This window comes from Streptococcus sp. A22 (genome assembly GCF_043674215.1).
Taxonomy (GTDB): Bacteria; Bacillota; Bacilli; order Lactobacillales; family Streptococcaceae; genus Streptococcus; species Streptococcus suis_V.
In genome coordinates, this window is record NZ_JBIMJQ010000007.1 from 20,013 (window position 1) to 46,910 (window position 26,898).

General features: G+C 41.8%; 31 protein-coding genes and 2 pseudogenes. 10 read left to right on the plus strand and 23 right to left on the minus strand.

Going from position 1 to position 26,898, the window contains the following annotated elements; translation table 11 throughout:
- Positions 1 to 86: 86 nt before the first annotated feature.
- The 5 genes from ACHBHN_RS04180 to ACHBHN_RS04200 form a co-directional block, all read right to left on the minus strand.
- Complete coding sequence (locus ACHBHN_RS04180) at positions 87 to 734, minus strand: hypothetical protein (RefSeq protein WP_394733666.1); 648 nt, start codon at positions 732 to 734, stop codon at positions 87 to 89.
- 4 nt (positions 735 to 738) lie between these two features.
- Positions 739 to 1,185: a LytTR family DNA-binding domain-containing protein gene (locus ACHBHN_RS04185; protein WP_394733667.1), complete on the minus strand. Its 447-nt coding sequence runs from the start codon at positions 1,183 to 1,185 to the stop codon at positions 739 to 741.
- Between the two features lie 136 nt (positions 1,186 to 1,321).
- Positions 1,322 to 2,080 carry a TIGR00266 family protein gene (locus ACHBHN_RS04190; protein ID WP_105122267.1) on the minus strand — a complete coding sequence of 253 codons (759 nt, stop codon included), beginning with the start codon at positions 2,078 to 2,080 and terminating at the stop codon, positions 1,322 to 1,324.
- 280 nt (positions 2,081 to 2,360) lie between these two features.
- Positions 2,361 to 2,855 (minus strand): beta-class carbonic anhydrase, encoded by a 495-nt coding sequence (locus ACHBHN_RS04195; protein WP_394733668.1) that lies wholly within the window; start codon positions 2,853 to 2,855, stop codon positions 2,361 to 2,363.
- Positions 2,856 to 2,992: 137 nt separating this feature from the next.
- Positions 2,993 to 3,487: a DUF536 domain-containing protein gene (locus ACHBHN_RS04200; RefSeq protein WP_105111069.1), complete on the minus strand. Its 495-nt coding sequence runs from the start codon at positions 3,485 to 3,487 to the stop codon at positions 2,993 to 2,995.
- A gap of 145 nt (positions 3,488 to 3,632) precedes the next feature.
- On the opposite strand from ACHBHN_RS04200, the gene ACHBHN_RS04205 reads away from it, so the two are divergent.
- The 4 genes from ACHBHN_RS04205 to ACHBHN_RS04220 all read left to right on the plus strand — a co-directional run bounded on the left by ACHBHN_RS04205 (position 3,633) and on the right by ACHBHN_RS04220 (position 7,932).
- Positions 3,633 to 4,805 carry an NAD(P)/FAD-dependent oxidoreductase gene (locus tag ACHBHN_RS04205; protein WP_394733669.1) on the plus strand — a complete coding sequence of 391 codons (1,173 nt, stop codon included), beginning with the start codon at positions 3,633 to 3,635 and terminating at the stop codon, positions 4,803 to 4,805.
- A gap of 9 nt (positions 4,806 to 4,814) precedes the next feature.
- Positions 4,815 to 5,507: a GNAT family N-acetyltransferase gene (locus tag ACHBHN_RS04210; protein ID WP_394733670.1), complete on the plus strand. Its 693-nt coding sequence runs from the start codon at positions 4,815 to 4,817 to the stop codon at positions 5,505 to 5,507.
- Between the two features lie 82 nt (positions 5,508 to 5,589).
- On the plus strand, positions 5,590 to 6,288 hold the full coding sequence (locus ACHBHN_RS04215; protein ID WP_394733671.1) for an ATP-binding cassette domain-containing protein: 699 nt from the start codon (positions 5,590 to 5,592) through the stop codon (positions 6,286 to 6,288).
- 9 nt (positions 6,289 to 6,297) lie between these two features.
- Positions 6,298 to 7,932, plus strand: coding sequence for a hypothetical protein (locus tag ACHBHN_RS04220; protein WP_394733672.1), 1,635 nt, complete (start codon positions 6,298 to 6,300; stop codon positions 7,930 to 7,932).
- 146 nt (positions 7,933 to 8,078) lie between these two features.
- Here ACHBHN_RS04220 and ACHBHN_RS04225 read toward each other — a convergent pair whose 3' ends face one another.
- The 7 genes from ACHBHN_RS04225 to ACHBHN_RS04255 all read right to left on the minus strand — a co-directional run bounded on the left by ACHBHN_RS04225 (position 8,079) and on the right by ACHBHN_RS04255 (position 14,585).
- A complete protein-coding gene (locus ACHBHN_RS04225) occupies positions 8,079 to 8,819 on the minus strand; it encodes a metallophosphoesterase family protein (protein ID WP_394733673.1) in 741 nt (246 codons plus the stop codon).
- A 104-nt stretch (positions 8,820 to 8,923) separates the two neighbouring features.
- Positions 8,924 to 9,568, minus strand: a complete 645-nt coding sequence (locus ACHBHN_RS04230; RefSeq protein WP_257117169.1) for a DUF4352 domain-containing protein — start codon at positions 9,566 to 9,568, stop codon at positions 8,924 to 8,926.
- Between the two features lie 173 nt (positions 9,569 to 9,741).
- Complete coding sequence (locus tag ACHBHN_RS04235; protein WP_394732658.1) at positions 9,742 to 11,091, minus strand: glucose-6-phosphate isomerase; 1,350 nt, start codon at positions 11,089 to 11,091, stop codon at positions 9,742 to 9,744.
- An 81-nt stretch (positions 11,092 to 11,172) separates the two neighbouring features.
- On the minus strand, positions 11,173 to 11,715 hold the full coding sequence (locus ACHBHN_RS04240) for a hypothetical protein (protein ID WP_394733674.1): 543 nt from the start codon (positions 11,713 to 11,715) through the stop codon (positions 11,173 to 11,175).
- A 134-nt stretch (positions 11,716 to 11,849) separates the two neighbouring features.
- The gene (locus tag ACHBHN_RS04245) at positions 11,850 to 12,641 is read right to left on the minus strand and encodes a formate/nitrite transporter family protein (RefSeq protein ID WP_105122278.1); all 792 of its coding nucleotides are present in this window, start codon (positions 12,639 to 12,641) and stop codon (positions 11,850 to 11,852) included.
- A gap of 63 nt (positions 12,642 to 12,704) precedes the next feature.
- Positions 12,705 to 13,967 (minus strand): NAD(P)H-dependent oxidoreductase, encoded by a 1,263-nt coding sequence (locus ACHBHN_RS04250; protein WP_394733675.1) that lies wholly within the window; start codon positions 13,965 to 13,967, stop codon positions 12,705 to 12,707.
- 15 nt (positions 13,968 to 13,982) lie between these two features.
- Positions 13,983 to 14,585, minus strand: a complete 603-nt coding sequence (locus tag ACHBHN_RS04255; protein ID WP_394733676.1) for an NADPH-dependent FMN reductase — start codon at positions 14,583 to 14,585, stop codon at positions 13,983 to 13,985.
- A gap of 117 nt (positions 14,586 to 14,702) precedes the next feature.
- Between ACHBHN_RS04255 and ACHBHN_RS04260 the strand changes: the two genes are divergently transcribed.
- The gene (locus tag ACHBHN_RS04260) at positions 14,703 to 15,065 is read left to right on the plus strand and encodes a DUF454 family protein (RefSeq protein WP_172009833.1); all 363 of its coding nucleotides are present in this window, start codon (positions 14,703 to 14,705) and stop codon (positions 15,063 to 15,065) included.
- A 40-nt stretch (positions 15,066 to 15,105) separates the two neighbouring features.
- Here the strand turns inward: ACHBHN_RS04260 and ACHBHN_RS04265 are convergent, their stop codons facing one another.
- From ACHBHN_RS04265 to ACHBHN_RS04290, 6 genes are all read right to left on the minus strand, one after another.
- A complete protein-coding gene (locus ACHBHN_RS04265) occupies positions 15,106 to 15,519 on the minus strand; it encodes a DUF2871 family protein (protein ID WP_172009832.1) in 414 nt (137 codons plus the stop codon).
- 12 nt (positions 15,520 to 15,531) lie between these two features.
- Positions 15,532 to 16,815, minus strand: coding sequence for a histidine--tRNA ligase (gene hisS / locus ACHBHN_RS04270; RefSeq protein WP_105122283.1), 1,284 nt, complete (start codon positions 16,813 to 16,815; stop codon positions 15,532 to 15,534).
- A gap of 107 nt (positions 16,816 to 16,922) precedes the next feature.
- A complete protein-coding gene (locus ACHBHN_RS04275) occupies positions 16,923 to 17,624 on the minus strand; it encodes a hypothetical protein (protein WP_394733677.1) in 702 nt (233 codons plus the stop codon).
- Between the two features lie 308 nt (positions 17,625 to 17,932).
- Entirely contained in the window at positions 17,933 to 18,616 is a 684-nt protein-coding gene (locus ACHBHN_RS04280) for a PTS transporter subunit EIIC (protein ID WP_394733678.1), read from the minus strand.
- Positions 18,588 to 19,313: a PTS transporter subunit EIIB gene (locus ACHBHN_RS04285; protein WP_394731602.1), complete on the minus strand. Its 726-nt coding sequence runs from the start codon at positions 19,311 to 19,313 to the stop codon at positions 18,588 to 18,590. The genes ACHBHN_RS04280 and ACHBHN_RS04285 overlap by 29 nt, the downstream gene beginning before the upstream one ends.
- Complete coding sequence (locus ACHBHN_RS04290) at positions 19,309 to 20,424, minus strand: vitamin B12 independent methionine synthase (protein ID WP_394731594.1); 1,116 nt, start codon at positions 20,422 to 20,424, stop codon at positions 19,309 to 19,311. Before ACHBHN_RS04290 ends, ACHBHN_RS04285 begins: the two co-directional genes overlap by 5 nt.
- A gap of 265 nt (positions 20,425 to 20,689) precedes the next feature.
- Between ACHBHN_RS04290 and rpmF the strand changes: the two genes are divergently transcribed.
- Together rpmF and rpmG are read left to right on the plus strand one after the other, a co-directional pair.
- Positions 20,690 to 20,872, plus strand: coding sequence for a 50S ribosomal protein L32 (gene rpmF, locus ACHBHN_RS04295; RefSeq protein ID WP_002937589.1), 183 nt, complete (start codon positions 20,690 to 20,692; stop codon positions 20,870 to 20,872).
- A 15-nt stretch (positions 20,873 to 20,887) separates the two neighbouring features.
- Positions 20,888 to 21,037 carry a 50S ribosomal protein L33 gene (gene rpmG / locus ACHBHN_RS04300; RefSeq protein WP_002262412.1) on the plus strand — a complete coding sequence of 50 codons (150 nt, stop codon included), beginning with the start codon at positions 20,888 to 20,890 and terminating at the stop codon, positions 21,035 to 21,037.
- A 316-nt stretch (positions 21,038 to 21,353) separates the two neighbouring features.
- Here the strand turns inward: rpmG and ACHBHN_RS04305 are convergent, their stop codons facing one another.
- From ACHBHN_RS04305 to ACHBHN_RS04325, 5 genes and pseudogenes are all read right to left on the minus strand, one after another.
- Positions 21,354 to 21,983 (minus strand): ABC transporter ATP-binding protein, encoded by a 630-nt coding sequence (locus ACHBHN_RS04305; protein WP_394731595.1) that lies wholly within the window; start codon positions 21,981 to 21,983, stop codon positions 21,354 to 21,356.
- A 12-nt stretch (positions 21,984 to 21,995) separates the two neighbouring features.
- The gene (locus ACHBHN_RS04310; protein WP_394731596.1) at positions 21,996 to 23,231 is read right to left on the minus strand and encodes a hypothetical protein; all 1,236 of its coding nucleotides are present in this window, start codon (positions 23,229 to 23,231) and stop codon (positions 21,996 to 21,998) included.
- On the minus strand, positions 23,221 to 24,123 hold the full coding sequence (locus ACHBHN_RS04315) for a hypothetical protein (protein WP_394731597.1): 903 nt from the start codon (positions 24,121 to 24,123) through the stop codon (positions 23,221 to 23,223). Before ACHBHN_RS04315 ends, ACHBHN_RS04310 begins: the two co-directional genes overlap by 11 nt.
- A 67-nt stretch (positions 24,124 to 24,190) precedes the next feature.
- Positions 24,191 to 24,655, minus strand: coding sequence for a hypothetical protein (locus ACHBHN_RS04320; protein ID WP_394731598.1), 465 nt, complete (start codon positions 24,653 to 24,655; stop codon positions 24,191 to 24,193).
- 748 nt (positions 24,656 to 25,403) lie between these two features.
- Positions 25,404 to 25,585: pseudogene (locus tag ACHBHN_RS04325) on the minus strand (FanG protein).
- A 28-nt stretch (positions 25,586 to 25,613) separates the two neighbouring features.
- Between ACHBHN_RS04325 and ACHBHN_RS04330 the strand changes: the two are divergent.
- From ACHBHN_RS04330 to ACHBHN_RS04340, 3 genes and pseudogenes are all read left to right on the plus strand, one after another.
- Positions 25,614 to 26,228 carry a CadD family cadmium resistance transporter gene (locus ACHBHN_RS04330; RefSeq protein ID WP_248046506.1) on the plus strand — a complete coding sequence of 205 codons (615 nt, stop codon included), beginning with the start codon at positions 25,614 to 25,616 and terminating at the stop codon, positions 26,226 to 26,228.
- Positions 26,229 to 26,240: 12 nt separating this feature from the next.
- On the plus strand, positions 26,241 to 26,579 hold the full coding sequence (cadX, locus tag ACHBHN_RS04335; RefSeq protein WP_000711078.1) for a Cd(II)/Zn(II)-sensing metalloregulatory transcriptional regulator CadX: 339 nt from the start codon (positions 26,241 to 26,243) through the stop codon (positions 26,577 to 26,579).
- Positions 26,567 to 26,668, plus strand: a pseudogene (locus tag ACHBHN_RS04340) (site-specific integrase); the annotation flags it as partial. The gene cadX and the pseudogene ACHBHN_RS04340, both read left to right, overlap by 13 nt.
- Positions 26,669 to 26,898 lie beyond the last annotated feature (230 nt).

Consider the following 26,898-nt stretch of genomic DNA (forward strand, 5'->3'; position numbering starts at 1 on the left):
GATAATCCCTTTCTTTTGAATAATTTCCAGAATATTCAGATTTTTTATCCTACAGAGGAGCCTGGATAGACTGCTCTCTGTTCACTCTAGGTGTAATAGATATTCAAAGTGGAGAAGGCCATATCTCCTGTGATATGTAGCATCTTTTCTCCCATACCAGTTGCATAGTTATTGACAGCAGACATGGAACTATCTAGCTCCACGACCGCCTGCCAGTTAGCAGACAGATAAAGATTAACTGATGAGAAAGCTGCATCTATATGAAATTCAGCCTTATCTCCCAGAATAACCGCCTGATCAAAATAAACCATACTGGAGCCAAAGGCCACTTCCACACTATCGTAGGTAAAATTTTCCTCATGAATGTAGCGAGTAGAGGAGCCAAAAGCTATTTCCCGTCCCTTATCGCCAATCACTCCTGTACTGCTCACATCTGGTCTCTTGGGCTTGAATAAGAGCTGCAAACCCGCACAGGCTAGGCCTGCACCCACAATCAGTGTCCAAGTATCGATGTCCACCCAGTCAAAGTGGTTGTTCAAAATAATAAAGACCAAAGTTCCCCACACAAAGCTTGTAACTAACTGTCTTTTAATTATTGCTTTTAGGAGAAGATAACTCCAACCGACTACCAGTGCCAATTTCCAAAGAGGAAGCTCAATAGCCGGCAAGTAGTCTTGAAACAAGACCAAGCCTGCCAAGACCAGCAGAGCAATTCCTAAACCATTTTTTTTCATTTTTCTACCTCACTTCTCGTAACTTTTCTTTTAATAAATGATAATAATGCCGCGACACGTGGACTTCCTTGTGGGTCTGATAGAAGGAAATCCGACTAGTTCCTGAAAAAGATTTGTCCAGCGAATAAACGGCCTTGCTATTTGCAATGGTTGACTTGGAAACCCGACAAAAATAAGCAGGGAGGCAGTCTTCAAGTTCATAGAGTTTCATCTTTACTTCATAGGCGTCGTCTTTAGTATGCCCCATCATCTTGGTCCCATCCGTTTCAAAAAAGAGCAGGTCCTCAAGTTTCAAGAAATATTCACTGGTTCCTTTGTAAAAGACAAGCGAGGGACGGCTAACCTGTTGCAAAGCCTGCTGGATGCGTTCCAACTCTGGTCCTAGTTGGCTACTTCTGATAATCACTTCGACTTGCTCTAAGCTATCATCTAATTCAATCCGAACTTTCATAAGACCTCCCTTTCATTTGATATACCTATTATATCAGGCTATGGTGTGAAGGCAAGGGCTTTTCAGTAAGTGGTTAGATTTTACAAGTAAGTGGTAAAAATGTGCAGATAAAAACCAGCCAAAGCTGGTCGACTGGTTAAAATATCGCATCTAAAAGTGTTGTGGAACCGCCACCTCCGTCGCCACCCGAAACAGTCAAATGACTACCGATGACATTGGCAAAGGTCTCGATATTAAGGCTTTGTATATAGATTTCCCCATAACCTGAGAATGTATTGACAATCCCTTCACCAGTACCAATAGACTGAAGGAAGCCGTTTTCTAGGTGAATATCATAGTTGAGGTCACGACTCCAGGCTACCACGTGAGCATTATCGATGGTGATGCTTCCACCTGTTAGCTCAATTTTCTTGATGGAACCAAAGGCATTTGCCAAAAGTGTACCCTCGCCTTCTGTAGTCATGACAAAGAGTCCGCCTTGGCCACCAAAGAAGGCACGGCCCACACTTTGGCGTTCCATCTTATATTGAGCAGAACCATCCAAAGCCAGAAAGGCACCATCATTGAGGCGGTATTGTTTGGCACCCAGCTCTAGAGCAATAACCTGACCAGGTGTGGACGGCGCCAGGGCGATTTTCCCGTCATAGCTATTAGATACAGCCTGGGTGATAAACATAGACTCACCCGACACCATGGAGCGACCGATAGCTCCCAGCAACTTACCGAATCCTGAACCACCGCGGGCATTGAGCTTAGTATTTAAGGTCACACTGGGTGTATGGTAAACCATGCTCCCCTGTTGAATATAAGCCGACTCTCCAGCCTCTAAGGCAATTTCCACCAAAGGAAATTGCATATTGCTATCAATTGTGTATTTCATACGATTATCAGACATGAGAGGACTCCTTTGTTTCTTTGTATTATTTTTATAAAACAATTCTACATCAACTCCGAATGACTGTCAAGTATTTTTACAAAAAAAGCCGGAAATAATCCGACTTCACAACTCTGCTCTTAGAACCTATATTCACAAGTAAGGTGCATGTAGATAAGAGATAGTTTTTTGCTAATCAAGGCCGTTTGAGCTGGAATACTGACTGTATTTCGAGAAAAACGAACGCTTAGTAGCAGAAAACTAGCTTTAGCTAAAGATGGCGAGCTGTGAATACAGGTTCTTAGCTGACCTCTGTCATACGCCCTGTATCCACATCATAGACTGCCCCAAAAATCTCAACATCGTCGGGGATGAGCGGAGATTGTTTCAAAAGGGCAATATCCTCTCGCACGCTTTCTTCAATGTCTGTAAAAGGAAGAAAGTCCTGACCAGCCACATCCACTCCCAAATCCCGCTTGAGTTGGACCACAAAGTCTTCATTGGTAAAGGTCTGGGCACCGCAGTCTGTATGGTGGAGGACCACGATTTCCCGCGTACCAAGTTGCTGCTGGGAAATGACTAGCGAACGAATCATGTCCTCCGTCACACGCCCACCCGCGTTCCGCAGAATGTGAGCATCACCAAGAGCCAAGCCCAAGGCCTGCGCCACGTGAAGCCGTGAGTCCATACAGGTCACGATAGCCACCTTGGTTTTGGGCTTGAGCGGTAGGTGGTAGGTACCATGCAGGTCAACATAGGCCTTGTTGGCCTTCATAAAGTTTTGAAAATAGGACATAAAGCAACCTCCTCTAGAATAGTTTCCGAAATTTTCAGAAAATTATCTGTTTCTAGCTTACCACAATCACTCCTTTATGTCGCAAAAAAGAGAGCGACAACTTGTCACTCCCGAACATTTCCTAAAATAGGATCCCTCTATTTGCCAAATAATCTAGCAAAAAAACCTTTCGGTTTTACCTCTTCCGCCTGGGCCTTAACCTCGTCTAATTCTAACTTGAGAACTTCCTTGTCCGCCATAGCCTTGGCTGTTAACTGCTGCTGTTGGTCCAGCTGCTTATCCTTCTCCGCAATCTGGATATCCTTGACCCGCAACTGCTCATCTTTCTCAGCCAATTGTTGATCCTTAACCTTGAGTTGGGCATACAAGCGCTCGATTTCTTCATTTTTTCCATCGATGACAATCTCAATCATTTCACGGTGAAGAACTTCGTCGCTGACTGGCTCATCTTCAAAAATCGTGGTCTTGTAAATCTCTTCCAGCTTGACCAGACCCTGACGATTGACCACCGTCACGCCCTTATCATTCTTCTCAACAAACTCATCTGGAAGTGATTTTACCCGGTTATTCATAGCCTGACGGCTGACACCTAAAATCTCAGCCAATTCGCTGACTGTTTTTTCAATTCCCATATTATCCTCAAATACTTGATTTTTCTACTGACTGTATCATTAAAATATTACCATAAGCACCCTAAACTGTCAAATTTAGACCAATAAATAAGTAGAGGGGAGTAACCTGCCAACCAGCTCTGCTATTTTATGATACAATAAATACATGAATACAGTAGATACCATTATTATCGGAGCGGGGCCTGCCGGCATGATGGCCGCTATTTCTTCCAGTTTTTACGGCAAGAAGACCCTGCTCCTCGAAAAAAACAAGCGTTTGGGCAAGAAACTGTCTGGTACAGGTGGCGGACGTTGCAATGTGACCAACAACGGTACTTTGGAAGACCTACTAGCTGGCATTCCTGGCAATGGCCGTTTTCTTTACAGTGTCTTTTCCCAGTTTGACAACCACGACATCATGAATTTCTTTCAGGAAAACGGGGTCAAGCTCAAGGTGGAGGACCACGGCCGTGTATTTCCGACTACCGATCGCTCCCAGACCATTATCAAGTGTCTGGAGATGAAGATGCTGGAAAATGGCGTGGACATCCGCACAGGTACGGAGGTGGTTTCCGTCCGCAAGAGGGACGACCTCTTCCATGTAAAGACCAGCGAGGAAACCTTTACCGCTCCTCAGCTCATTGTCACCACCGGCGGCAAGACCTATCCTTCCACCGGCTCGACTGGCTTTGGTCACGACATTGCCCGCCACTTCAAGCTGGAAGTCACGGAGATTGATGCCGCTGAAAGCCCCGTTCTGACTGACTTCCCCCACAAGAAGCTCCAAGGCATTTCCCTGGACGACGTCACCCTGACCTACGGCAAGCACGTCATCACCCACGACCTGCTCTTTACCCACTTTGGCCTGTCGGGACCCGCTGCCCTTCGCTTGTCCAGTTTTGTCAAAGGCGGCGAAACCGCATTTCTCGATGCTCTGCCGACCCATTCTGAACAAGATTTATTTGAACATTTAGAAGCCAACAGGGAAAAATCCGTCAAGAATGCCCTGTCTGAACTCATGCCTGACCGCCTAGCCGACTTTTTCGCAGAGAACTACGACTGCAAGGTCAAACAGGTCCAAAAAAAAGATCTGGCTGACCTGGTTACCCTCCTCAAAGCCCTCCCTATCAAGATTACAGGCAAGATGTCCCTAGCCAAATCCTTTGTGACCAAAGGAGGCGTTGATCTCAAGGAAATCAACCCCAAAACCTTGGAAAGTAAGAAAGTACCTGGTCTCCACTTTGCAGGAGAAGTCTTGGACATCAACGCCCACACGGGTGGCTTTAACATCACCTACTGTCTGGCAACTGGCTGGGTGGCTGGAAGTTTGCATTATTAGGAGGGAACCATGCCTATCAATTCATTCGGCCAAGAAATTGGTATGCCCTTGCCACATTACACCAGTGGTGAGCGACCAAGTCTGGAGACTATACAAGGACACACAGTCCGCTTAGAAAAACTGAGCCTGCACCATGCAGATGATCTCTATCAGTTTTATGGACCAAGTGCTAAAAAAGCCGATTGGACCTATCTGGCCCTTGAACCCTTTGAGAACAGAGAGACATTTCAGGACTATTTCCAGGCTCTTTTGGACTCGACCGACCCCTATTATCTAGCTATTATTGACCAAGCAACCAATCAGGCAGTCGGAACCTTTGCACTCCTGCGAATAGATACCAACCATCGTAGCATTGAAGTGGGCTGGCTTATCTTTTCCCCGCAACTGCAACGTACCCGACAGGCGACAGAAGCCCACTATCTTCTCATGAACTATGTGTTTGAAGAACTGGGTTATCGACGCTACGAATGGAAATGCGACTCGCTCAACCAAGCCAGTCAAGCTGCTGCCAAACGCCTTGGTTTTACTTACGAAGGCACCTTCCGTCAGGCTCTAGTCTATAAGGAACGCAATCGGGATACCGCCTGGTTTTCTCTATTAGACCACGAATGGCCCGACCGCAAGCATGCCCTTGAAAACTGGCTAAAGGATAGTAACTTCAATGGCCAGGGGCAGCAAAAACAACCCCTATCCTCTTTCTAAATTCAAGTAAAAATCTGCTTGAATTTTTTTGTTTTTTATTGTATGATAAATCCATAACAATATAACAAAAAGGAGATTGGCTATGCAACTGAAATTATCTTCTATTTCCAAGAAATTCGACCATAAAATCATTTTGGAAGATACTTCCTTTACCTTCGAACAAGGCAAGATTTACGGTTTGCTAGGGCGGAACGGAGCTGGTAAGACAACCCTGTTTAACTGCATTGCCCGAAATCTGACCTTGGATAGGGGCTCGATTCAGTTTGTAAAGGATGGAAATGCCTTTGACTACGATAATACGGACATCGGATTTACCCAAACCTACCCACAACTGCCTGCCTTTATGACGGCCTATGAATTTGTCCGTTTCTATATGGATATTCACAAGGATAAGCTCAAATCTCCTCGCAGTCCAGAAGAATGGCTGAACTTAGTCGGTATCGGAGAAGAAGACCAACATCGCCTGCTCAAGGATTTTTCCCACGGTATGCAGAACAAGGTCCAGTTGCTCCTGTCCTTGATTGTCCAACCTCCTGTCCTGCTCTTGGATGAACCTCTGACTTCCTTTGACCCCGTGGCTGCCCACGAGTTCAAGCAGCTGATTCGGGAAGCCAAAAAAGATTCCGTGATTATCTTTTCCACCCACATTCTACAACTGGCTCAGGATCTCTGCGACGAGATTGTGTTGCTCCATCACCATAAACTCCAAGCTGTGCCGACAGACAAGCTCCATGACACGGACTTTGAGCAGGAAATTGTCAACCTACTAACGGAGCAATAGGAGATAGCCATGAAGAAACAAATCAAAGACATGCTGAGCTACACCTGGTACCAGCAACAATTCAGAGCCTACAAGTCGGCCAATAGCCTGCTCTACTACCTACGAAAAATTCCTCTTGTCGGCCATAAAATTCCGGTCAACATCTTCAAAAGTTATGGTTTCAAGAGTTTTCTTTTCTATTTCAACATCATCCTCAGCATCCCAACGCGCTTTTTTGCCAAGTTCTTCTGGTTGGCACTCCACGTGGGCATAGCCGTTCTCTTCCTCAATCTCTTCAGAGGTGAACCTCAGTTTACCCTTGAACAAGAAGACATGTGGACCATGGGCTTTGTCAGCTGGTGCTACTGCATTGGAATAGCCAATCGATTTTTAGGGAGTTTTGACCCCTTTATCAGCCAGCCCGACCGGGAATTTATGACCCATTTCGGCTTATCACGAACCACCTACTTCTACAGTCGTATTTTCTTAGAACCCGTCTTGACTAGTATCTACTACCTGCCCGCTCTGGTAACCTTCTGCCTCTTGTCGGGACAATGGATTTTCCTCCCACTAGGTTTCTTGACCCCCATGGCGCTGAGCTTTTCTGGACAGGCACTCAACCGCTTCCTTTTTCAAAAAGGCTGTCGCTACAAACGAAATGGTTGGTCATCTGCCGTCATCGGGATTTCTTGTATCATTCCCTATTTTCTTGCCTTTTATTACAGAGATAGCCTGAGCAACCAGCTGTTTATGGGGCTGGCTGTCTTACTAGGCATTCTCATCCTGGTCAGTCTGTGGACCTTGCTCCAGCCCTATCAGCTGAACAGCTACATAGAATTTTGCATGGACCAATCTGCTATCACCGATAAAAAAATCGCTGGTATCGTGCAGGGTAATGAATACACCCGTCAAGGTCTGCAGATGCAGGAGAAACTCAAACTCAAAAAAGGCAAGAACCTTAGTCACCTATCAGGCATGACCTACTTAAACGCTCTGCTATTTGACCGCTACCGCTCCATCCTTACGAAAAAACTGCATTTTCGCTTGGGTTGTCTTTTGGCTATTGTCCTTTTTATTGAAGGAATTCGTTGGTTTTCAAAAGATGACATTCAGATAAGCAATACCAACTATATCGAGGGGCTGCCTTTTACGTTCATGGTTATATATATCGCCTCCATGGGTAAGGCTGTCACACAGATGGTCTTTGTCAACTGCGACCTTTCCATGCTCCATTACCCCTTTTATCGGGAACCGCAGACCATTATTGCTGGTTTCAACTACCGATTCAAGCAGTCTATCTTCTACAACGCTCGCTTTGCTGTCACCCTCTTTTTAGGGCTTGTCCTCTTTACACGGGCGACATACACTCCTGGCAGCTATCTGCTAACTGCCCTGCTATTGACCAGCCTGACCGCCCTCTTTTCCTTCCATGACCTCTTTATCTATTATATGTTGCAGCCCTTTACCAAAGACATGGAAGTGACCAACCCTGTCTATAAATTTCTCAGTGGAGCCCTCTACTGGGTGGCCTATCTCAATAGCCGCGTAGATATTGGTTCTCACTACTATGTCATCGGCGTGTCATGCCTTCTCCTGCTCTACGTCGGCTTCGGCTATTTCTTTCTCTTGAAAAAGGCGCCACAGACTTTTCGGTTGAAGACATAATACCTTCTGCAAACAACTCTCGTGACCACTCAGACTTTTTAGACAATTTTATCTGAATACACAAAAAGGCGAACACAATCGCCTTTTTTAATATGTCTATTTACAAAATCTTGTTCTCCCCTGTTTGACGGTGGAGCTGATAAAAACTAATCTTCTATCTGCAACTGGAATCGGGTGTGACCGACCACATAGTCTTCGATTGGCCCGTCTTGATTGCAGACCAGACCATGGAGGACACCGCCATAGACAGCACCGCCATCCATGCCAATTTTTCCATCACCACTGTCCCAAATCTGACTGATCCGCGTCTTAGTTCCAAACAAATTATAGACTGGTGTATGGCCGAAAATAATCCACTTGCCAGTTTCATTAGCTGTCTCGTGGAACTTGGATCGCAACCAAACCATGTCATGCTCACTGGTTTCCCGCCAATCATCCAAGGTCAGGTCAACCCCCGCGTGAACAAAGATATAGAGCTCCGTTTCTAGATAGTAGGGACAAGATTTGAGAAAGTCAATCAATTCCCCATATTGCTCTGAAACCTGATGGGCATCAACCATACCATCCACCGACGCATCCAAGGAACGCCCCAGCAATGAATTGATGGTCGTATCACCACCATTTCTCTGATAATGGTCATAGCGGTCCTGAGGGTCCCGCAACCAGGCCAGGAACATCCGCTCATGATTACCTGTCAGGCAAATGGCTCCCTGATTCTGCACCAAATCCATGACCAATTCCAAACAAGCCTTGGAATCCTCACCCCTGTCAATCAAATCCCCTAAAAAAATCAATTGCTGACGCTCAGGATTCCACTTCTGCAACAAATCAACCAAGAGTTGATACTTGCCATGAACATCCCCGACTACAAAATACTCTGGTTTCATAGACCTATCTCCTTGTAAAACCATTGTACCATAATTTTAGGCATAAGAAAAACCGACCAAGCGGCCGGCAATGAGAAAGAGACTAGAGTTATGCCTCTTGATTGTTATTGTAGGTTAATCAAACCAGTCTCTGTACCCCAAAATCCAGTTTGTACTTTGAGTTGGATACTTGGATCATTTGCTGTCTCTTCTGTAATATCAAAGATGACATTGCCAGTAATGGTACTCTCTGGATTTACCTCAGAGAGGAAGAAATTTGCATCTTGATTAGCAAATAGACCCGCTGACGAATCTGTCTCGTACTCCACTTCACCTTTTAACAAAGTAAAGAAGTCATCTGTTACTGTAATGGCTTTAGTCCCATTATTTTTTACGGTAACATTGAGCAACAAGAAAACTCCATTTGCATTTTTACCAAATTCACCACCAACATTAGTGACAATTTCTTTTGAATTTACAATATAGGTTACATCACCAACTGGTACTTCTTGCCCAATGCCATAGGTCACCTCTGCTGGCTTCTCCTCTGCTTTTTCTGAGCTACTTGCTGGAGTCTCCGTATTTGCCTGGCTTGTTTCCTGTGTTGAAGGTTGGCTTGAGGTTGTTGTTCCCTCTTTACCGCCGCCAAGTGCATTGCCTAAAGCTCCAAGTACAATTAAACCTGCCAACACGATAAACCAAATCCGTTTGTAAAATGGTTTCTTCTGTACATAGACATTGCCATGCTCATCCCTAATTTTCTTTGCCATAATAGCCTCCTAAAGAATGTTATATGTCCATTATATATATATATATCTCGGTTGTCAATAGATAAATGCAAGAAAATTTAGAGAAAAATTACTTTTTTAGACAATAGACACCTAGACACACAGACAGGATTTGAGGCATAAGAAAAACCGACCAAGCGGCCGGTTCATATTCATTACAAACGTGCGTTCAATTCTGCACCGAGTTCTTCAAATCCTGGTTTACCAAGAAGAGCGAACATATTTTTCTTGTAGGCTTCTACACCTGGTTGGTCAAATGGGTTGATGGCATTGAGGTAACCAGAGATCGCAATTGCCAACTCGAAGAAGTAGAAGGTGTAACCAAGTGTGAATTCATCTTGTTGCGGAAGAGTGACAAACATGTTTGGTACGCCACCATCTGTGTGGGCAAGAAGTACTCCGTCCGTTGCTTTTTTGTTTACAAAGTCAACATCCTTACCTTGCAAGTAGCCAAGACCGTCAAGGTCTTCTGCCATTTCAGGAATCAAGATATTTTTTCTTGGTTTGTCAACACGAACTACTGTTTCAAAGATATTGCGGTTTCCTTCTTGGATAAATTGTCCAAGTGAGTGCAAGTCTGTTGAGAAGTTAGCAGATGTTGGGTTGATACCTTTTTGGTCCTTACCTTCTGACTCACCAGCCAATTGTTTCCACCATTCGCTGAAGTATTGAAGTGATGGCTCGTAGTTAGCCAAGATTTCTGTTACATAGCCTTTTCTGTAAAGAATGTTACGAACAGCTGCATATTGATATGCTTCATTCTCAGCAATCTTATCTGAAGTATAAGTCTTACGAGCTGCGTTTGCACCTTCCATAAGGGCATCAATGTCTGCACCAGCTGCCGCAATTGGCAAAAGACCAACTGCAGTCAAGACTGAGAAACGGCCACCGACATCATCTGGAACAACAAAGGTTTCCCAACCATTTGCGTCCGCTTCAACCTTAACAGCACCTTTTGCCTTGTCAGTTGTCGCATAGATACGCTTGTTAGCTTCTTCTTGACCGTATTTCTTGACAAGCAATTCTTTGAAGACGCGGAAAGCAATGGCTGGCTCAGTTGTTGTACCTGATTTTGAAATCACGTTAACTGAGAAATCCTTATCAGCAACATAATCCACCAAGTCAGCAAGGTAGCTTGATGAGATAGAGTTTCCAGCGTAAAGGATTTGTGGAGCTTTACGCTCTTCACGAGTTTGCAAGTTAACAAAAGAGTTGCTCAAAAAATCAATTGCTGCTTTAGCACCAAGGTATGAACCACCGATACCAATAACCACCAAAACGTCGCTTTCATTTTGGATCTTAGCCGCCGCTTCCTTGATACGAGCAAACTCTTCTTTGTCGTAGTTTTCTGGTAAATCCAACCAGCCGATAAAGTCGCTACCAGGACCTGTTCCTTGACGGAGCATTTGGTCAGCTAGGGTAACTTGTGGTTGCATATAGTCTACTTCTTGAGCTCCGACGAATTGGCCCAAGACTTTTGAATAATCGAATGTAATATGTGTCATGTCATTCCTCCATTTATGTACCATAATATGATAACGCTTTAGCGTCATTTTTTCAAGTAATTTGTGAATTTTCATTCATTTTCATGAAATGGTTTGCGCTAGGCCTGTTTTTGGATTGGATTTTTGGTGATTTTTAGCGAATATCTTGTCTGACAATGTCTCACCCTCTCCCAATACAGTGATCCATTTTGGCAGGCATATGGATAGTAGATAAAAAGGGAGCAACACTAGATACCAAATAAACATAACCTCAAAAATAAAGCGGGAATTGTTTCCTCTTTGAATATAGCGCTTCCTGTATTCTTCCTTCAAAGAAAAGTGAGGAATGTAAATATGGAAGGGGACAAAGCCTCGAACCAGCATGGCTGCCAGCATCCTGACCAGAAAATTCATAGCTACGAGAACCGTCTTGCCCTCACGCTCCAGGGCATAGGCCCTGTCAATATAAGTCTGACGGTAGTCCTTGTCCTTAATAGGCCGCGGCACAGACTTCCTCTCTTCTTTGGTCAAATGGCTGACGCTCGAATTGTCATACTTGATGTCAGAGATCTCTAAGTCCACGATGGCTGACGACTGTTTCGCAAGGGTCGATTTTCCCGTACCAGGAAAGGCAAAAATAAACATAGAATCTCCTCCTTTTCCCAGTAGAATAGCAGAGTAGACTAAAAAATACCTTAATGTAAATACATTATAGGCATTTTAGAGTATTTTTCAAGACCTATTTGAAAAAATCGGTATGGGGTCTGAGAGCTTGTTTTCTAACCTTCCTTATGCACTGTTTTGGTCTCATTGAGCCAAGCATAGGCAATCCCGATAAAGAGACCTCCACCTATCCAATTGCCAAAGAAAACTACGGTCCACTGGCGAAGAATATTGACCAAATCAAAACCTTTGATGTTGTCAACAGGGCTAAATCCAGCCAGCGAAAAAGAAGCAAAGTTGGCAATCAAGTGCTCATTGATGAGGAAAACAAACATGAAAATGGCAGATAGGGCCACAAAGAACTTGGCAGATTCCTCCTTCAGGAGCATATATCCCATAATAGCCATATTGACAAACATATTGGCAGTAATGCCCTCGATGAAGTTCATCCAATCTGTCTTGGCCAACTTGAGCTGGACCGCATTGATTACAAAACTCTTATCTGTCAGTTGCTGGAAGGAAAAAGATTGATTGAATAGATAGGCCAAGACAATAGCACCAATCAAGTTAAAGAAGGTACAATAAAGCAATATCGTGCAGACCTTCTTCCAGGAAATCTGCTTGTAGTAGCCTCCTACTGTTAGATACATCATATTGGATGTCGCTAATTCGCCATTGAAAATCAAGACAAAAATCAAGCCGATAGCAAAGATAAAGGTAAAGACAAAGCGAGCCAGGGCCGGAAATTGGCTAGAAATGACATCCGCACCGATAATTCCCACAGCCGTTGACATGGTCAGATAGGCCCCAGCAAACATAGAACGCAGGGCATACCGACCCAAACTCTCATCAAAGAGAGCCTCTTTTTTGGCACAAGCCGCACCGATTTTCTCCTTAAAAACTGTCATAGTCTCCTCTTTCTAATAAAATAATAAAGGAAAAGTGCCCTGATGGCACCTTTCATTACAAATCTAATAGGCTTCTGATGCACCAGAGCTTGCATCCACACCGGAAGCAGCTGGAGCTGGAGCTGGAGCAGCACCTGCATCCGATGCACCGGATGTCGCATCGACATGGGCAGCTGCATGACCGTGACCAGCAGCTGACATAGCCTTACCGCCAACCAACTGTTGACCAGTTTCATTGAGGTACCAATCCAACCATGGCTTGAAGTTGAAGATAATCTCGTTGATACCTGCAAAGGAGCCATCCGGATAGTACATAGCCTGATAGTTGTGGGTATTGATAACTTCTGGCGGTGTACCTGGAACAATGGTCCGAACGTATTCTTGGTTACCGTTACGGAGCGTTCCAACAACCCACTCCACGTTCTTCATGCGAGCTGGTGGCAGGGTGCCGTGTAGGGTTGCCAAACGACCGCCGACATGCTCTGGCAGACGTTTTCCAAGCATGGTTTCAGGATCTTGGTGAGCGGCATTATAGTAGAGGAACTGGTTGTTATCGTCTGTGAAAGTCAATTCAAAAGGCATGGCCTTGAGGAATTGATTGAGCTGATTAACCGTCAGTAGACCGTTGTCCAATTTGACATAGGTGTCTCCTTCAACAGCTCCAACCTGGGCAGCAGCCTTCTCCAACCAGTTTGGATCATCTGGGTCAATGCCCTGAACAGTCGTTGCAATTGGCTTACCGCAGTAAAGATCTTCTGGTTCAATTGGTTTTGGTTTTTTCAACTGAGACACTACTCCTACATATTTGATAAAGTTATCTAGACAGCTTTCTAGGAATTTCACTGTCCCCTCATTGATGATATTTCCTTTCTCATCAAAGGCCTCTTTTGCCTTGCCAAGTAGGAATTCATTTCCTGGAAGGGTATAGGCATTGACACCTGGAGCATCTAAAATCTTACGGAGATGGACCTGGGCACGGGATGTTCCTTGGTCATAGTAAGAAGCACCGACAATCATGACAGGCTTATCAGTCAGTGGATGGAGCTTGAAGGACAACCATTCCAAGGTGCTCTTGAGGGCTGGTGTAATCGTATGGTTGTGCTCTGGTGTTGCAATGATGACACCGTCTGCACGAGTAATCTTATTGTATAAATACTGGATAGCAAAGCAGTCCGATTGGTCTTCATCTTGATTGAACATCAGAACATCCTTGATTTCCAAGACTTCTAGTTCAAACTTCAACTTAAATTGACGGCGGATGTATTCCAAGAGCATACGGTTGTATGATTGGTCCGCATTTGATCCTACAATACCAACAAATTTCATCTTTTCGTCCTCTTCCTATAAACTTTCCCAGTCGAAATTCTCTGCCTCTTTGTGCAAGAGTTCCTTGGCATGAGACAATTTTCCAGTCATTTTCACAAATAAGCGGTAGTCGTCAAACATAGCCTCCAATTTTTGGATTGTTTCAATATCCACTAAATGACCTTTCTTATCAAAGGCAGTCAGGGAATTTGACAAGAGAAACTCATCAGGCAAAACGCTGGCTTTGAGCTCAGGAGCATTCAAAATCTGACGTAACTGCAACTGGGCACAGGAAGAACCCAAGGTACCATAAGATGCACCTGTAATCATAATCGGCTTGTTCAACAAGGGATAGATGCCATAAGACAACCAAGCCAAGGCATTCATCAAAACTGCTGGAATAGAGTGGTCATATTCGGGTGTTCCAATGATAACCCCTTCTGCCCCTTCAATTTTCTTAGCCAATTCCAAGACAGCTTCTGGTAATTGACGGGTGGCAGGCTTGTTAAACATTGGCAAATCCTTAATTTCTACCAATTCAATTTCAGCCTTCTCGCTAAAATGTGTAGCCATAAACTGCAATAATTTCCTGTTGGTGGATGCGGCGGAGTTTGTTCCAACCAATGCAATCAATTTCATCTTGGTCCCTCTTTTCATCGTATTTGTGACAAAAATCACGTTACCTAGTTGTGATAACGTTTTCTTTCGTAAAACGCAAGTCTTTTTTTCATTTTCCTTTTATGATACAATCGTAACATGAAAAAATATCTCTATTTTCTTTCCGGTTTCCTCAGCTTGCTTGTCGGAGTCATCGGCATTTTCCTGCCCATCCTCCCTACCACTCCCCTGCTACTCTTGGCTGGCTTTTGTTTTGCCAATAGTTCAAAGAAGTTTGAGGCCTGGCTCAGGACAACCAGGCTCTATCAATTTTATGTCGCTGACTATGCGGAGACCAAGGCTATCAGCAAGAGTCGGAAAAAACGAATTATCCTGCAAATTTACATCCTCATGGGGATTTCTATCTATTTGGCCCCACTCCTACCAGTCAAAATCCTCTTAGTTGCTTTGACTATTTTCATTACCTACTATCTCTTCTTTATTATTCCAAATAAACAATAAAAGCAAGTTCCAAAACGGAGCTTGCTTTACTGTTTATATGTTAATTTTCAGCTGCTTTTTTCAAGGCAAGGAGTAGACTGATAATACCAACTGAAACCAGGATATGGCTGATACCTGCCAAGCCTGCAATACTAGCATTGACGGCTTTTGACAAATCCATTTCTAGAACCTGGGTCATACCGCGGACAGCCAGCATGATAGCAGAAAGAGGCAAGCCGATGTGGTAGGTCACTAGGAAGACACGAAAAGACTTGATTTTTTCCAGTTCATGGTGCTGGGCAAAGAGCGCCACAATCATAAAGAGGAACATGCCCAATGTAAACAGGTGGGTGTGAACCAAATTAAGAGATGTCTGACCAGTAAAACCGGTCAATTTGATGATTTCACGGTAAGCAAGACCGCTGAGAAGACCTACAACGGCGTAAATTAAGGCAATATTGATGTATTTTTTCATCCTCTACCTCCCCTACTCTGCTCCAAGTTCTGGCAAGAGGCTGGCAAAATCATTTTTGATGGTATCCAGGCTAGTCTTGACTTCCTGGCGGGTCTGATTATTCTTGACAGTAATCTGGCCGCTTTCCAGCTCGCTTCCACCAAGGGTGATGATGTATTTGGCACCAAAGACATCCGCAGACTTAAATTGGGCTTTGAGCTTGCGGTCTAGGTAATCACGCTCGGCAGACAGACCTTGCTTGCGGAGGGCTTGAACCAGCTCCAAAGCTCCGCCATTGGCCTCCTGACCCAAAACAGCGATATAAACATCCAGAGACTGGTCAATCGGCAGCTCAATTTCCTGCTTTTCAAGGACCAAAATCAGGCGCTCAATCCCCATACCAAAGCCAATACCTGGTGTCTCAGGTCCATCGAAATAACTGACCAAGCCGTCATAGCGACCACCAGCACATATGGTCAAATCATTGCCCCCCACCTCGGTGATGAACTCGAAAATGGTATGGTTGTAATAGTCCAAACCGCGAACCATATTCGTGTCAATGACATATGTGATACCCAGGCTGTCCAACATAGACTGGACCCCTTCAAAGTAGGCCGCGCTCTCTTCATCCAAGTAATCCAAGATGGACGGAGCATTTTCAACTGCCGCCTTGTCCTCTTTTTCCTTGGAATCCAGCACGCGCAAAGGATTTTCCTCCAAACGGCGCTGGCTATCCTTGGACAACTGGTCCTTGAGCGGTGTCAGATAATCAATCAAGGCCTGGCGATAGGCCGCACGACTCTCTGGATTGCCCAGGCTGTTAAGGTGAAGGGTGATGTTTTGAATCCCTAGTTCCTCAAAGAAATGATAGGCCATGGCCATGATTTCCACATCCGTCGCAGGATTGTTGGAACCAAAACACTCCACACCAATCTGGTGGAACTGGCGTAGACGACCAGCCTGAGGACGCTCATAACGGAACATTGGGCCCATGTAGTAAAACTTGCTTGGCTTTTGCACTTCTGGAGCAAACAACTTGTTTTCCACATACGAACGAACCACCGGGGCGGTCCCTTCCGGACGAAGGGTAATATGGCGGTCGCCCTTATCATAGAAGTCATACATTTCCTTGGTCACGATGTCCGTCGTGTCGCCAACTGAACGGCTGATAACCTCATAATGCTCAAAAATCGGCGTGCGAATCTCTGCGTAATTGTATCGCTTAAAAATACTGCGGGCAAAGCCTTCCACATACTGCCACTTGACCGTATCCTGTGGCAATAGATCCTGGGTTCCCTTAGGTTTTTGAAGTTTCATCTCGTCTCTCGTTTCTACAGTTTGTTTCCTATTTTACCATATTCCCAGGCTTTTTGGAAATGGCAGAGCGAGCAAAAAACCATGTCTGCTTGACACGGTTTCCACTGCTATTTCTTATCAACGATGACAAAGCTGAGGTCATCCAGAGATAAATCAACTTCTAACTTTTCATCGGAATTTAAATTGAGTAGACTTTCAAGAGAATTTTCCGCAAAGCCGACCACCTTTTCCTGACGTTCAGCGTCATTCAGGACATACTCACTGGTCTTGTAAATTGCCTCCTGGGACTTATCAGACAGAAATTCTTGTGCCTTTTGTCCGGCAGTAAAGACATCGACAGCCTTGTCAATCAAACCATTGCTATTATTGGAAATCTTGATTTCCCCATGTTGCTGAGAGTCCACCTCAACAGTCAGAGAATTTTGGAAGGTCAAGGTATTGTCCTCAATGCGAATATCATCCTTGGTCAAGCCTTCCAAATCCAGCTTAAACTCGGTCTGAACAGGAATCTCGACCGACATTTCTCGTCCGACAAAGAGCTTGGTGATAGGCTCTGTCCAGTCTGGCCACTCCTTCATTTTATTGTTTTCAAAGGTATGATTGGCAGTCGTTTCCACATCTGCACCTGCCACTATCAGCTTGGTCTCCTGCTCAAACCGCTTGATGACAAATTCATACTGGACCCTATGAGTGCCTCGGAACCAGGCAAAGATGCTATTTCGAAACCAGATGACACCAATTGCTAAGACCAATAAAACAACCAAGAGGCTCGCCACCTTTTTAGCAAAAAATTTTCCAACTGTCTTCATACAGTTCTCCTTAAAAGTAGTTAATATGGATTTCTCCTTACAACCATTATATATATGTCGTGTCAAGTATTTCTGATGTTATTGTAAAAAATTTTGCCAACCTGTGCAAGTCCTTTTCCCCGTAAAGAAAAAGCGGTTTGCACCACTTTTAGGAGTTGTGTTTACTAGTGAGGTACATTTAGATATGAGATAGTTTTTTGCAAGTCAAGGCCGTTTGAGCTGGAATACTGACTGTATTTCGAGAAAAACAACGCTGAGTGGCAGAAAACTAGCCTTAGCTAAAAGTGCCGAACAGTGAATACTGGTTCTTAATCTTCCTTATAGAGAACAACGGTCACCACAAAGGAAATCAGAACGGAAATGACCAGGCCGGCTACCGCTGTATAAAAATACTTGAGCGTGTCCTCACCGATATAGGCAGCAATGGTCAGAAGCCCTGGAGAACCACCAGAAAAGTTGCGAGCCCCCATAATCCCCATAAAGAAACCACCAATACCACCGGCAACCATGGTCCCAATCAAGGCAGGACGGTGACGCAGGGTCACACCATACAGGGCGGGCTCAGTGATACCAAAAATCGCGGTAATACCAGCCGATGAAGCCAAGGCACGCTTATTGACATCCTTCGTTTTCAGTGCAATAGCTAAAGCTGCCCCACCCTGGGCCACATTGGACGGCAACATGCCAGGCTGAGCGATGGTATCATAGCCAATGGTCATGCGGTTGTTGATGCCAATCGATACTAGACCGTAGTGGGTACCAGTCATCACCAAGAAAGGCGACACTGTTCCTACAATAGTTGGCACAACCCAAGGACCAAATTCTTCCAACCAGAGGAAGAAGGCACCCAGCCAATTGCCCACAATAGCACCAAGCGGCCCCAGCACAATCAGAGTAACCAGGGCAGTCACCAGAGTTGTCAAGAGTGGAACAGAGAAAAATTTGATAGCCTTGGGCGAAATCTTATCCGCAACTCTTTCCACATAGCTCATGAACCATACTGCTAAAATTACCGGAATAACGGTCGAAGAGTAGCTTGATAGTAATCGAAATGGAGAAGAAATTCAGACCCGTCCCAGCCTCCTTGGCCGCTGTCACCAAGGCCACAAAGCTAGGGTGGAGCAAAATCGCCCCGATTAATATCCCCAGCTGCTGATTGGTCTTAAACTGTCGGGCAGCCGAGCCGCCAAGAAAGATAGGCAGGAAGAAGAAACCAGCATCCCCAATAAAGTTGAGAATTTGATAGTTGGTATCATCAGCAGCCACCACGCCAAACACCGTCAGCAAGGACAGCACAGCCTTGATCATCCCGGCTGCCGTAATGACTGGCAAAATCGGGGTAAAGATACCTGAGATAGTAGCCAGAACAGTCGCAAAAATTCCCTGCTTGCTCGAAACTTCTTGGTCTGCGACTACTTGTTCTTCCAAATCCTCTGCTAAAGGACGATAGACCTGGGCCACGTCATTTCCGATAATAACTTGGAATTGACCACCCTTATCAATCACACCCAAAACACCCTCTAACTGTTCCAGGCCAGCTTGGTCTGCCTTAGACTTATCCACCAAGGTAAAACGCAGACGTGTCGCACAATGGGGCAGACTGGACACATTGACCTTGCCTCCTACACCTTCTAAAATCGCTCTTCCTAAATCCCTATGACTCCTCCTATCTCCTTTTTCTCTCCTAATTTCCCCAGACCTTGTCCGTAATCGTCTTAATCAATTGTAATTTTTTCCACTCGTCTTCCTCAGTCAGAATATTTCCTTCTTCCGTAGAAGCAAAGCCGCACTGGGTTGAGATGCCGATGTTCTTGAGTGGAATCAATTTCGCTGCTTCTTCAATACGGGCAACCACCGCGTCAATATCCTCTAACTGAGGATCTTTAGATGTAATCACACCCAGCACCAATTCGACATTCTCACGGCCATTCCAGATGTCCACAATCGGTGAAAAATCGCCTGAACGCTCATCGTCATATTCTAAGAAGAAGATGTCATAGTTGAGTTGGCCTAGATACTTGGCAACCGTCTGGTAGCTTCCTTCAAAAAGGTAGGTTGACTTGAAGTTGCCTCGACAGATATGGGTCGCCACCGTCAAATCCTTTGGCAGGCCCTCCAGGGCCTTATTGATCACGTAGACATCATCTTCAGCAATCTGCTCAAATTCCGCCCGTTTTTCCTGTTGGTCATGATAGGTCTCCAATTGCTGAATCAAATAAGCCCAGGTTGTGTCGTCCAATTGAACATAGCGGGCACCCAAATCATAAAAATGCTGAATGGTATCATGATAGGCTTTTGCCAAACCGTCTAGGAAATCACTCCAATTTTCGTAGTAATCCGCATAGAGATCGCTGCGATGGTCACGCTTGATAACCAGTGACGGGCTTGGAATAGTCACCTTTGGTGTAACTCCCTCAGGCACGATAGACTGAAGGTATTGGAAATCACGGTAAAACGGGTGGTCTGGATTTTCAGCTACCTTGCCATTGAGGCGGACATTGGTCGTGCGAGTCTTAGCCCCGTGAAACTTGTAAGAATCCTCCTGCAAGTAAGCTTCGAACCCTGTCAATTCCCAGAGGAAGTCCAGGTGCCACCAAGAACGGCCGAACTCGCCGTCAGAAACTACCTTGAGCCCATTGTCAACCTGGTGATGGACCAATTCAGCGACCAATTTGTCCTGAATAGCGAGCAGGTCTTCGTGGCTGATTTTGCCTTGGGCGAATTGCTCACGGGCATCCTTCAAAGCTTGTGGACGAAGATAAGAACCGACATGATCGAAATGGTAATGTGTTTTTGACATGATGAAAACTCCTTGAAAAATTTTGATAGTTTCATTTTATTCCCAAAAGCTATAATTGTAAAATATATATTTTCTATACATTTCGATAGTTTTTTGCTATATCTGACCATTCACCTTGCTTGATGGCAAAAAATAGAAAAAAATCTGTCAAGTAACTTTACTTTACAAAAAAGTTTTGATATACTGTTAAAGTTGGCGAAAGTCATACACTATATTTATGATAAGAGCCGAGCGTCAGCTCGCATTTTAATGGAGGAAAATCGAAATGGCAGTACCTGCACGTCGCACTTCAAAAGCGAAGAAAAACAAACGTCGTACTCACTATAAAGTAGCAGCTCCAACTGTGAAATTTGACGAAACTACTGGAGATTACTCACGTTCTCACCGTGTATCTTTGAAAGGATACTACAAAGGACGTAAAATCGCTAAAGCTGCTTCAGCTGAATAATAGAAGGGAGATACCATGCGCGTAAATATCACACTTGAACACAAAGAATCTGGTGAGCGTTTGTACCTTACTTCAAAAAACAAACGTAACACTCCAGACCGTCTTCAATTGAAAAAATACTCACCAAAATTGCGTAAGCACGTGATTTTTACTGAGGTGAAATAGGGATTCACTACACGTCAATAGACGGTAGAAACCTTGATTTTAAGCGATTTTTGAAAGATGAACTTTCATTACATTGCAATAAAAATCAACCGAATCTCTACATTTTTTTAGATAATAAAAAATATAAGTAGAACATGCAGATATGAAAAGGAACACCTCATATGAGGTGTTCCTTTGCTATTTTTAAAATAGAATTTATATGTAGATTTTTCTTATATAGAATTCTAAATACAGTTCAATAGTAAGGGGAGGTAGCGTGCATTTATAACAAGGACTAATTTCTGTAACTTAATATCAAATCTAACTATCTGACTAATTAGTTTAATTCTATTATTTTTTGACATTTTTCTGCAACTGCTTTGCTATGAGTTGCAATAATGATACAAGAATTTTTAGATTGACGATATCTTAGACACTGCAATACGAGCTCTTCTGTTTTTCTATCAAGAGCTCCTGTTGGTTCATCGCCAATTATAATAGCCGGTTCTTTTACTAAAGCACGTGCAATAGATACTAACTGGCTTTGTCCTCCTGAAATCTCCACTGGATACTTATCTTTTAAATGAGTAATATTTAATTCTCTCATGATATTCATCACTCTATTGTTTGACTCATTCTTGGATACTTTCAAAAACTTTAAGGGTAAGGCTATATTATCAAAACAAGTTAAATCATCGAGTAACTGATAATCTTGTGGAATATAGCCAATATTTTGAAGACGATAGTGCGCCAATTCCTTATCATTTTTTATCATTAAATGTCCAAAAATGGAGCATGTTCCGTGATAAGATGTATCTAATCCAGCAAGAATCCTTAATAGAGTTGATTTCCCTGAACCAATTTTTCCCCTAATTGCCGTTATCTCTCCAGGTTCTATTTTCATATTAAATTTGGTAAATACCTTGTGCTTATGGTATTTTTTGTCAATGTTTTCTAGTATGATCATATACGATTTCTCCTATTCATATTCACTTATTTTAATTAGTGTGCAATAGATAATAAAATATAAGATAAAGTTACTTACAACCATAATAGGTAACACAAAAATTTGTTTAAATAATAAAATTTCTATCACAAAACAAGTCAATAAAGATGATAAATAGAGCCAAATACATATTCTGGATAAAATTCGATCTCTTACGTTATACCCAATTAACCAACTAATGCGAATCTCATCCGCCTGGTATCGTAAAATAGATACTAAAATGCTTCCTATAACATATAAAAAAAGAATACCTAGAGCAACTACTAGTATGATCAATAAAATTTGAAGACGACTAATGACCGATAACAATTGCTCGTATTTTATTAAAAAATCATCCACTTCCAACAGCGAAAAATCAACAAAACCTGACTTTTCCGATTGTTCTCGAAGCACTTCCAAAACCTTCTCTCTTGGTAAACGTGTTGCAAACTGGCTATTAATCATAGCGAAATATAAAATACCTTCAAATGTAAAATCCTTTGTCTTAATGTCTGGAAGTTCAATAGGATAAGGTATAACGATATAATCATCTAAATAAAATTCCGCATTCCCTTTATAGAAAACATAACTATTTGGTTCTAAAAAACCCTTAACTTCAAACGTTATTGTTTTCGTATAAAATTCCCCAGTGATTTTATCTCCTAGTTTGTAATGTTCACGAAATTGACTACCTAAAAGTATAGGATAGGAGTTGAAATCTAATAAAGATATAGAGGGCCAATCTATTTCCTCTCCCTCTTCAACTTTTAAATGATAAAAATCAAATGCTTTCCGATTCATTTGAAAAGATTTTACTGCTTCAGGATCCTTAGTGTTTCCATTGGTTTCTAGCATCCCTTCATCATATAAAAATTTCTCTCCTTTATTGAATGATTGAATAAAAAGCGGTTGATTAAAAGTTGCTAACAACTCAATTTCTTTTGATTGATACAAGTTATTGTAAAATATTCTAAGAGTATCAAGACTCTCTTTATCACTCCTAAACTGATAAAAAGCATCGTCTTCATATAGAGTATCAATTATAGTGTAACTATAATAACCGTTGGATAGTCGGGTTATATTATTTTTAGCTTGATCATTTTTTAATAATAACTGACTAGTTAATGTGATAACTACCGTAAGTAATATGACTAATAAACTTGCAAGTAAGTGAAGTAGGACGGAGGGAATTGTTTTTTTTATATGTATGTCATTATTTCTATTTTTCATTAGCTCTCCCTCTGTAAAACAAAAATGTAAAACTAATCACCTCAATCAAGACCATCGCTAAATGGTGGGGTAACATCATTTGCCTCTCTCCTAGTAGCTTAAATAGGAAGGTAAATGTCGTCAAAATACAAATATTTGCTGAAAGTAGAAAAAATAATTCTTTGATATAAATGGATACCCAGTTTTTTCCTAATAAATGATATGTTTGATATATTTTGTTATTTTTTCGGATAAGGAAATGTATCCAAAAAATAATAGATAGACCGACAAACGTTACAGTACTTGCATTCAATAAGAAAGCAAATTGTGACAAAGAAAAAATACGTTCAACACCTATGTTATCACCTGGTTTCGTATGATTCTGAAAATTGGGATCATTTAATTCACCATTTAAACTGAGTTCCCCTTCATGTGCTAATAACTTTTTGTCACTAACTAAAATGGTTCTGGACAACGGACTATTAGCTAACATTCCAAGTTTTCCAATTACTTCATATTTTCTTCCCTCAAAAATAACATATTCTTTATTTTCTTCATAAATAGTCTTTATTGAATAGCCAATCAAGGCTTTCGAATCATTATTTTTATATAATAATTCTCCTGTTTTATGAGGGAAGTGAAGATTATCCCAGTTATTGGCAAAAATATTCAGAACATCCTTATCTCCATTTTCTATCTTCTGAACTAGCCAAAAGTTATCATTATTCTTACCAATTTTAGTCAATATGTCACTAAATTCATCAGAAGATAGAGATAAATGGTTTGATGTTCTAAGAGCATTACTTTCTAACACCACTAAGTTTTGCTGATTTTGGTAATAGTAATTAAGCCATAGACACGCCATTAAAATAAATAGTGGTATATAAATTTGTATTTTTCTCAATAAATTCATAAATTATCACCTGATAGAAAATATGCCTTTTCTTTTTTAATGAAAAGGCATATTTATTTAACAATTACTATTTACCATAGAAAGTTTTCGCGAGATTTGTACTAATCTCTCCTTCAAATACCCATGGAGAGTAAGCTTGTGTACCATTACGAGCCCAAACACGACCTGAGTCAGTATTAACACGACCTCTTCCATACGCCCCTACCATCTGAGCTCTACTGTAATGATAGACTCCTGGCCAAGTGGTAGAAGCAACAGCTCTCGATTCAAGACCATCTTTCCGAAAACGGTTTTCACGTTTTCCATTATGTATCGGTCCACTGTTGGCTGCTCGCAATCTAGAAATTCCAGGCGTTAAATTACTATTCTGGTTAGAAAACTTACCTGTTTCCTCATTCCAGCCACCTAAGATAGTTGAATCTACCTGATCTACTTTTGTATTTGCATAAACAGAAGTAGCGTTCACTCCCAATCCTAAAAATAAACTAGCTGAAACCCCTGACAATAGCAATAGCTTTTCAAACTTATGCATGATATTCTCCTTTCCTATTTTCAATTGTCATATTTACTTTATGAGTAATTGATGACTTTTCAGAAGTTAATAAATGTAGATTTTCATCTACAGGGAACCTCCTATCCTTATTAATATTAATTTGAAATCTATAAAAATACATCCCCCATCAGTCTGCTTTCCCCACATCAAGTCCACCTGGCTTTTTTTACGACTGAATTCTCACTTCATGGTGTTCTCCATTCTGCAGATCCTGTTTATATGAATTTGCGTTACCAATTATAACTACCTGCAACAAAAATAAATTAGGAAGTTTTTTAGTCCACAATATTTACCTAATCCATGAATGCGCTTTCTATTTATCGATTTCATTCTAACATATATTTACTTATCAATCAAGTATTTTTCTGTTTGGAACTAAATATTACTATAACGCAACAAGATAAACTGAAGTAATAATTACAAGTTCGATTAGGGCATCGGTCAATCTCCACTACCATGGATACGTACGCTTCACTAGCGCAAAAGAAAATTGGAAGTTGTTAGCTTGTTTCAAACCAAATTAGACGAATTAACGGCATAGTTATTCTATCTCTACATTTTTCTCTACACTTTTGGAGGACAATTCATAAAAGTCTTGCTATATCAAGGTTTATAATCGCTAAAATAGACATTATTAGACCTTTACTGAGGTTAAGTAAGGGTTTCAGTACACGTCATTAGACGTCAAAACATTGATTTAAAGCGATTTTTGAATTTTTGAAGTTCACTACATTGCAGTATAAATCAATAAGAACTCTACCTTTTTAGATGAATATATCATTTGATATTGAAGTTAAGCCCTACTATCATTTCGATGGCAGGGCTTTTTAATATTTGGTACACTAACTTCTTATCTATATTTTGGTGGATTTTAAGTTGACATCTACAAAGTTTAATGTTAGAATACATTCAAAAATATATTTGAATGAGGTGTTTTATGATTCAAAATGTTGTTACTTCAATAATCCTGTATTCTGGGACAGCCGTAGACTTACTTATTATCCTAATGTTATTTTTTGCCAAAAGAAAAAGCAGAAAAGACATCGTTAACATCTATTTAGGACAATTTCTAGGCTCTGTTAGTCTAATATTACTAAGTTTGCTTTTTGCATTTGTCTTAGATTATATTCCTAGTAAAGAGATTTTAGGTTTGCTCGGTTTGATTCCAATTTTCCTAGGCCTCAAAGTTTTGCTTTTAGGAGATTCTGATGGAGAAGCTATTGTAAAAGATGGTTTGCGCAAAGATAATAAAAACCTTATTTTTCTAGTCGCTATGATAACTTTTGCAAGTTGTGGTGCTGACAATATTGGTGTATTTGTCCCATATTTTACTACCTTAAATTTAGCGAATTTGATAGTGGCTTTACTTACCTTTCTAGTCATGATTTATCTCTTGGTTTTTTCTGCCCAAAAATTGGCACAAGTCCCTTCTGTTGGAGAAACTTTGGAAAAATATAGCAGATGGTTTATTGCCGTTGTCTATTTAGGATTGGGGATGTATATCCTGATTGAAAACAACAGCTTTGACATGCTATGGGCTGTGTTAGGCTAGGAGAAAAAAATTATGAAAAAAGATAGTATCTGTCAAGTGGATGTTATAAATCAACAAAATGTTACAACCGCAACGAACTACCTTGAAAAGGAAAAAGTCCAAAAATCACTTCGCATTTTATCAAAATTTACCGATAATAAACAGATAAATATCATCTTTTATCTCCTTGCCGTCGAAGAACTCTGTGTCTGCGATATAGCCTGTTTATTAAATCTCAGTATGGCATCTGCCTCCCACCATCTTCGTAAACTAGCCAATCAAAACATCTTGGACACTAGAAGAGAGGGGAAAATTATATATTATTTTATAAAAGATGAGGAAATCAGAGATTTTTTTAATCAACTAGGATAACAATGGATACTTACGCTGAATTAGCACCTCAACGAATGTTAGAAGCTGTGGGTATTTATCTTGATCAGATTGCTGAACTAACGCAATAACTACTCTACCATTCACTCTACCTTTTGCTAAGGAATATTACAAAAACGTTGATATATAAACGTTTCTAACAGCTAAAATAGACAATACTTAATCTTTACTGATGTGAAATAGGGATTCACTACACGTCAATAGGCGGTAGAAACCTTGATTTTAAGCGATTTTTGAAATTTTTATTTTCATTACATTGCAGTATAAATCAGTCGAATCACTACCTTTTTTGAAATAAGTT

Excerpts from the sequence above, each read along its gene's own strand:
- ACHBHN_RS04180 (WP_394733666.1), bottom strand. The coding sequence starts at position 734 with ATGAAAAAAAATGGTTTAGGAATTGCTCTGCTGGTCTTGGCAGGCTTG.
- ACHBHN_RS04185 (WP_394733667.1), bottom strand. The coding sequence starts at position 1,185 with ATGAAAGTTCGGATTGAATTAGATGATAGCTTAGAGCAAGTCGAAGTG.
- ACHBHN_RS04190 (WP_105122267.1), bottom strand. The coding sequence starts at position 2,080 with ATGTCTGATAATCGTATGAAATACACAATTGATAGCAATATGCAATTT.
- ACHBHN_RS04195 (WP_394733668.1), bottom strand. The coding sequence starts at position 2,855 with ATGTCCTATTTTCAAAACTTTATGAAGGCCAACAAGGCCTATGTTGAC.
- ACHBHN_RS04200 (WP_105111069.1), bottom strand. The coding sequence starts at position 3,487 with ATGGGAATTGAAAAAACAGTCAGCGAATTGGCTGAGATTTTAGGTGTC.
- ACHBHN_RS04205 (WP_394733669.1), top strand. The coding sequence starts at position 3,633 with ATGAATACAGTAGATACCATTATTATCGGAGCGGGGCCTGCCGGCATG.
- ACHBHN_RS04210 (WP_394733670.1), top strand. The coding sequence starts at position 4,815 with ATGCCTATCAATTCATTCGGCCAAGAAATTGGTATGCCCTTGCCACAT.
- ACHBHN_RS04215 (WP_394733671.1), top strand. The coding sequence starts at position 5,590 with ATGCAACTGAAATTATCTTCTATTTCCAAGAAATTCGACCATAAAATC.
- ACHBHN_RS04220 (WP_394733672.1), top strand. The coding sequence starts at position 6,298 with ATGAAGAAACAAATCAAAGACATGCTGAGCTACACCTGGTACCAGCAA.
- ACHBHN_RS04225 (WP_394733673.1), bottom strand. The coding sequence starts at position 8,819 with ATGAAACCAGAGTATTTTGTAGTCGGGGATGTTCATGGCAAGTATCAA.
- ACHBHN_RS04230 (WP_257117169.1), bottom strand. The coding sequence starts at position 9,568 with ATGGCAAAGAAAATTAGGGATGAGCATGGCAATGTCTATGTACAGAAG.
- ACHBHN_RS04235 (WP_394732658.1), bottom strand. The coding sequence starts at position 11,091 with ATGACACATATTACATTCGATTATTCAAAAGTCTTGGGCCAATTCGTC.
- ACHBHN_RS04240 (WP_394733674.1), bottom strand. The coding sequence starts at position 11,715 with ATGTTTATTTTTGCCTTTCCTGGTACGGGAAAATCGACCCTTGCGAAA.
- ACHBHN_RS04245 (WP_105122278.1), bottom strand. The coding sequence starts at position 12,641 with ATGACAGTTTTTAAGGAGAAAATCGGTGCGGCTTGTGCCAAAAAAGAG.
- ACHBHN_RS04250 (WP_394733675.1), bottom strand. The coding sequence starts at position 13,967 with ATGAAATTTGTTGGTATTGTAGGATCAAATGCGGACCAATCATACAAC.
- ACHBHN_RS04255 (WP_394733676.1), bottom strand. The coding sequence starts at position 14,585 with ATGAAATTGATTGCATTGGTTGGAACAAACTCCGCCGCATCCACCAAC.
- ACHBHN_RS04260 (WP_172009833.1), top strand. The coding sequence starts at position 14,703 with ATGAAAAAATATCTCTATTTTCTTTCCGGTTTCCTCAGCTTGCTTGTC.
- ACHBHN_RS04265 (WP_172009832.1), bottom strand. The coding sequence starts at position 15,519 with ATGAAAAAATACATCAATATTGCCTTAATTTACGCCGTTGTAGGTCTT.
- hisS (WP_105122283.1), bottom strand. The coding sequence starts at position 16,815 with ATGAAACTTCAAAAACCTAAGGGAACCCAGGATCTATTGCCACAGGAT.
- ACHBHN_RS04275 (WP_394733677.1), bottom strand. The coding sequence starts at position 17,624 with ATGAAGACAGTTGGAAAATTTTTTGCTAAAAAGGTGGCGAGCCTCTTG.
- ACHBHN_RS04280 (WP_394733678.1), bottom strand. The coding sequence starts at position 18,616 with ATGAGCTATGTGGAAAGAGTTGCGGATAAGATTTCGCCCAAGGCTATC.
- ACHBHN_RS04290 (WP_394731594.1), bottom strand. The coding sequence starts at position 20,424 with ATGTCAAAAACACATTACCATTTCGATCATGTCGGTTCTTATCTTCGT.
- rpmF (WP_002937589.1), top strand. The coding sequence starts at position 20,690 with ATGGCAGTACCTGCACGTCGCACTTCAAAAGCGAAGAAAAACAAACGT.
- rpmG (WP_002262412.1), top strand. The coding sequence starts at position 20,888 with ATGCGCGTAAATATCACACTTGAACACAAAGAATCTGGTGAGCGTTTG.
- ACHBHN_RS04305 (WP_394731595.1), bottom strand. The coding sequence starts at position 21,983 with ATGATCATACTAGAAAACATTGACAAAAAATACCATAAGCACAAGGTA.
- ACHBHN_RS04310 (WP_394731596.1), bottom strand. The coding sequence starts at position 23,231 with ATGAAAAATAGAAATAATGACATACATATAAAAAAAACAATTCCCTCC.
- ACHBHN_RS04315 (WP_394731597.1), bottom strand. The coding sequence starts at position 24,123 with ATGAATTTATTGAGAAAAATACAAATTTATATACCACTATTTATTTTA.
- ACHBHN_RS04320 (WP_394731598.1), bottom strand. The coding sequence starts at position 24,655 with ATGCATAAGTTTGAAAAGCTATTGCTATTGTCAGGGGTTTCAGCTAGT.
- ACHBHN_RS04330 (WP_248046506.1), top strand. The coding sequence starts at position 25,614 with ATGATTCAAAATGTTGTTACTTCAATAATCCTGTATTCTGGGACAGCC.
- cadX (WP_000711078.1), top strand. The coding sequence starts at position 26,241 with ATGAAAAAAGATAGTATCTGTCAAGTGGATGTTATAAATCAACAAAAT.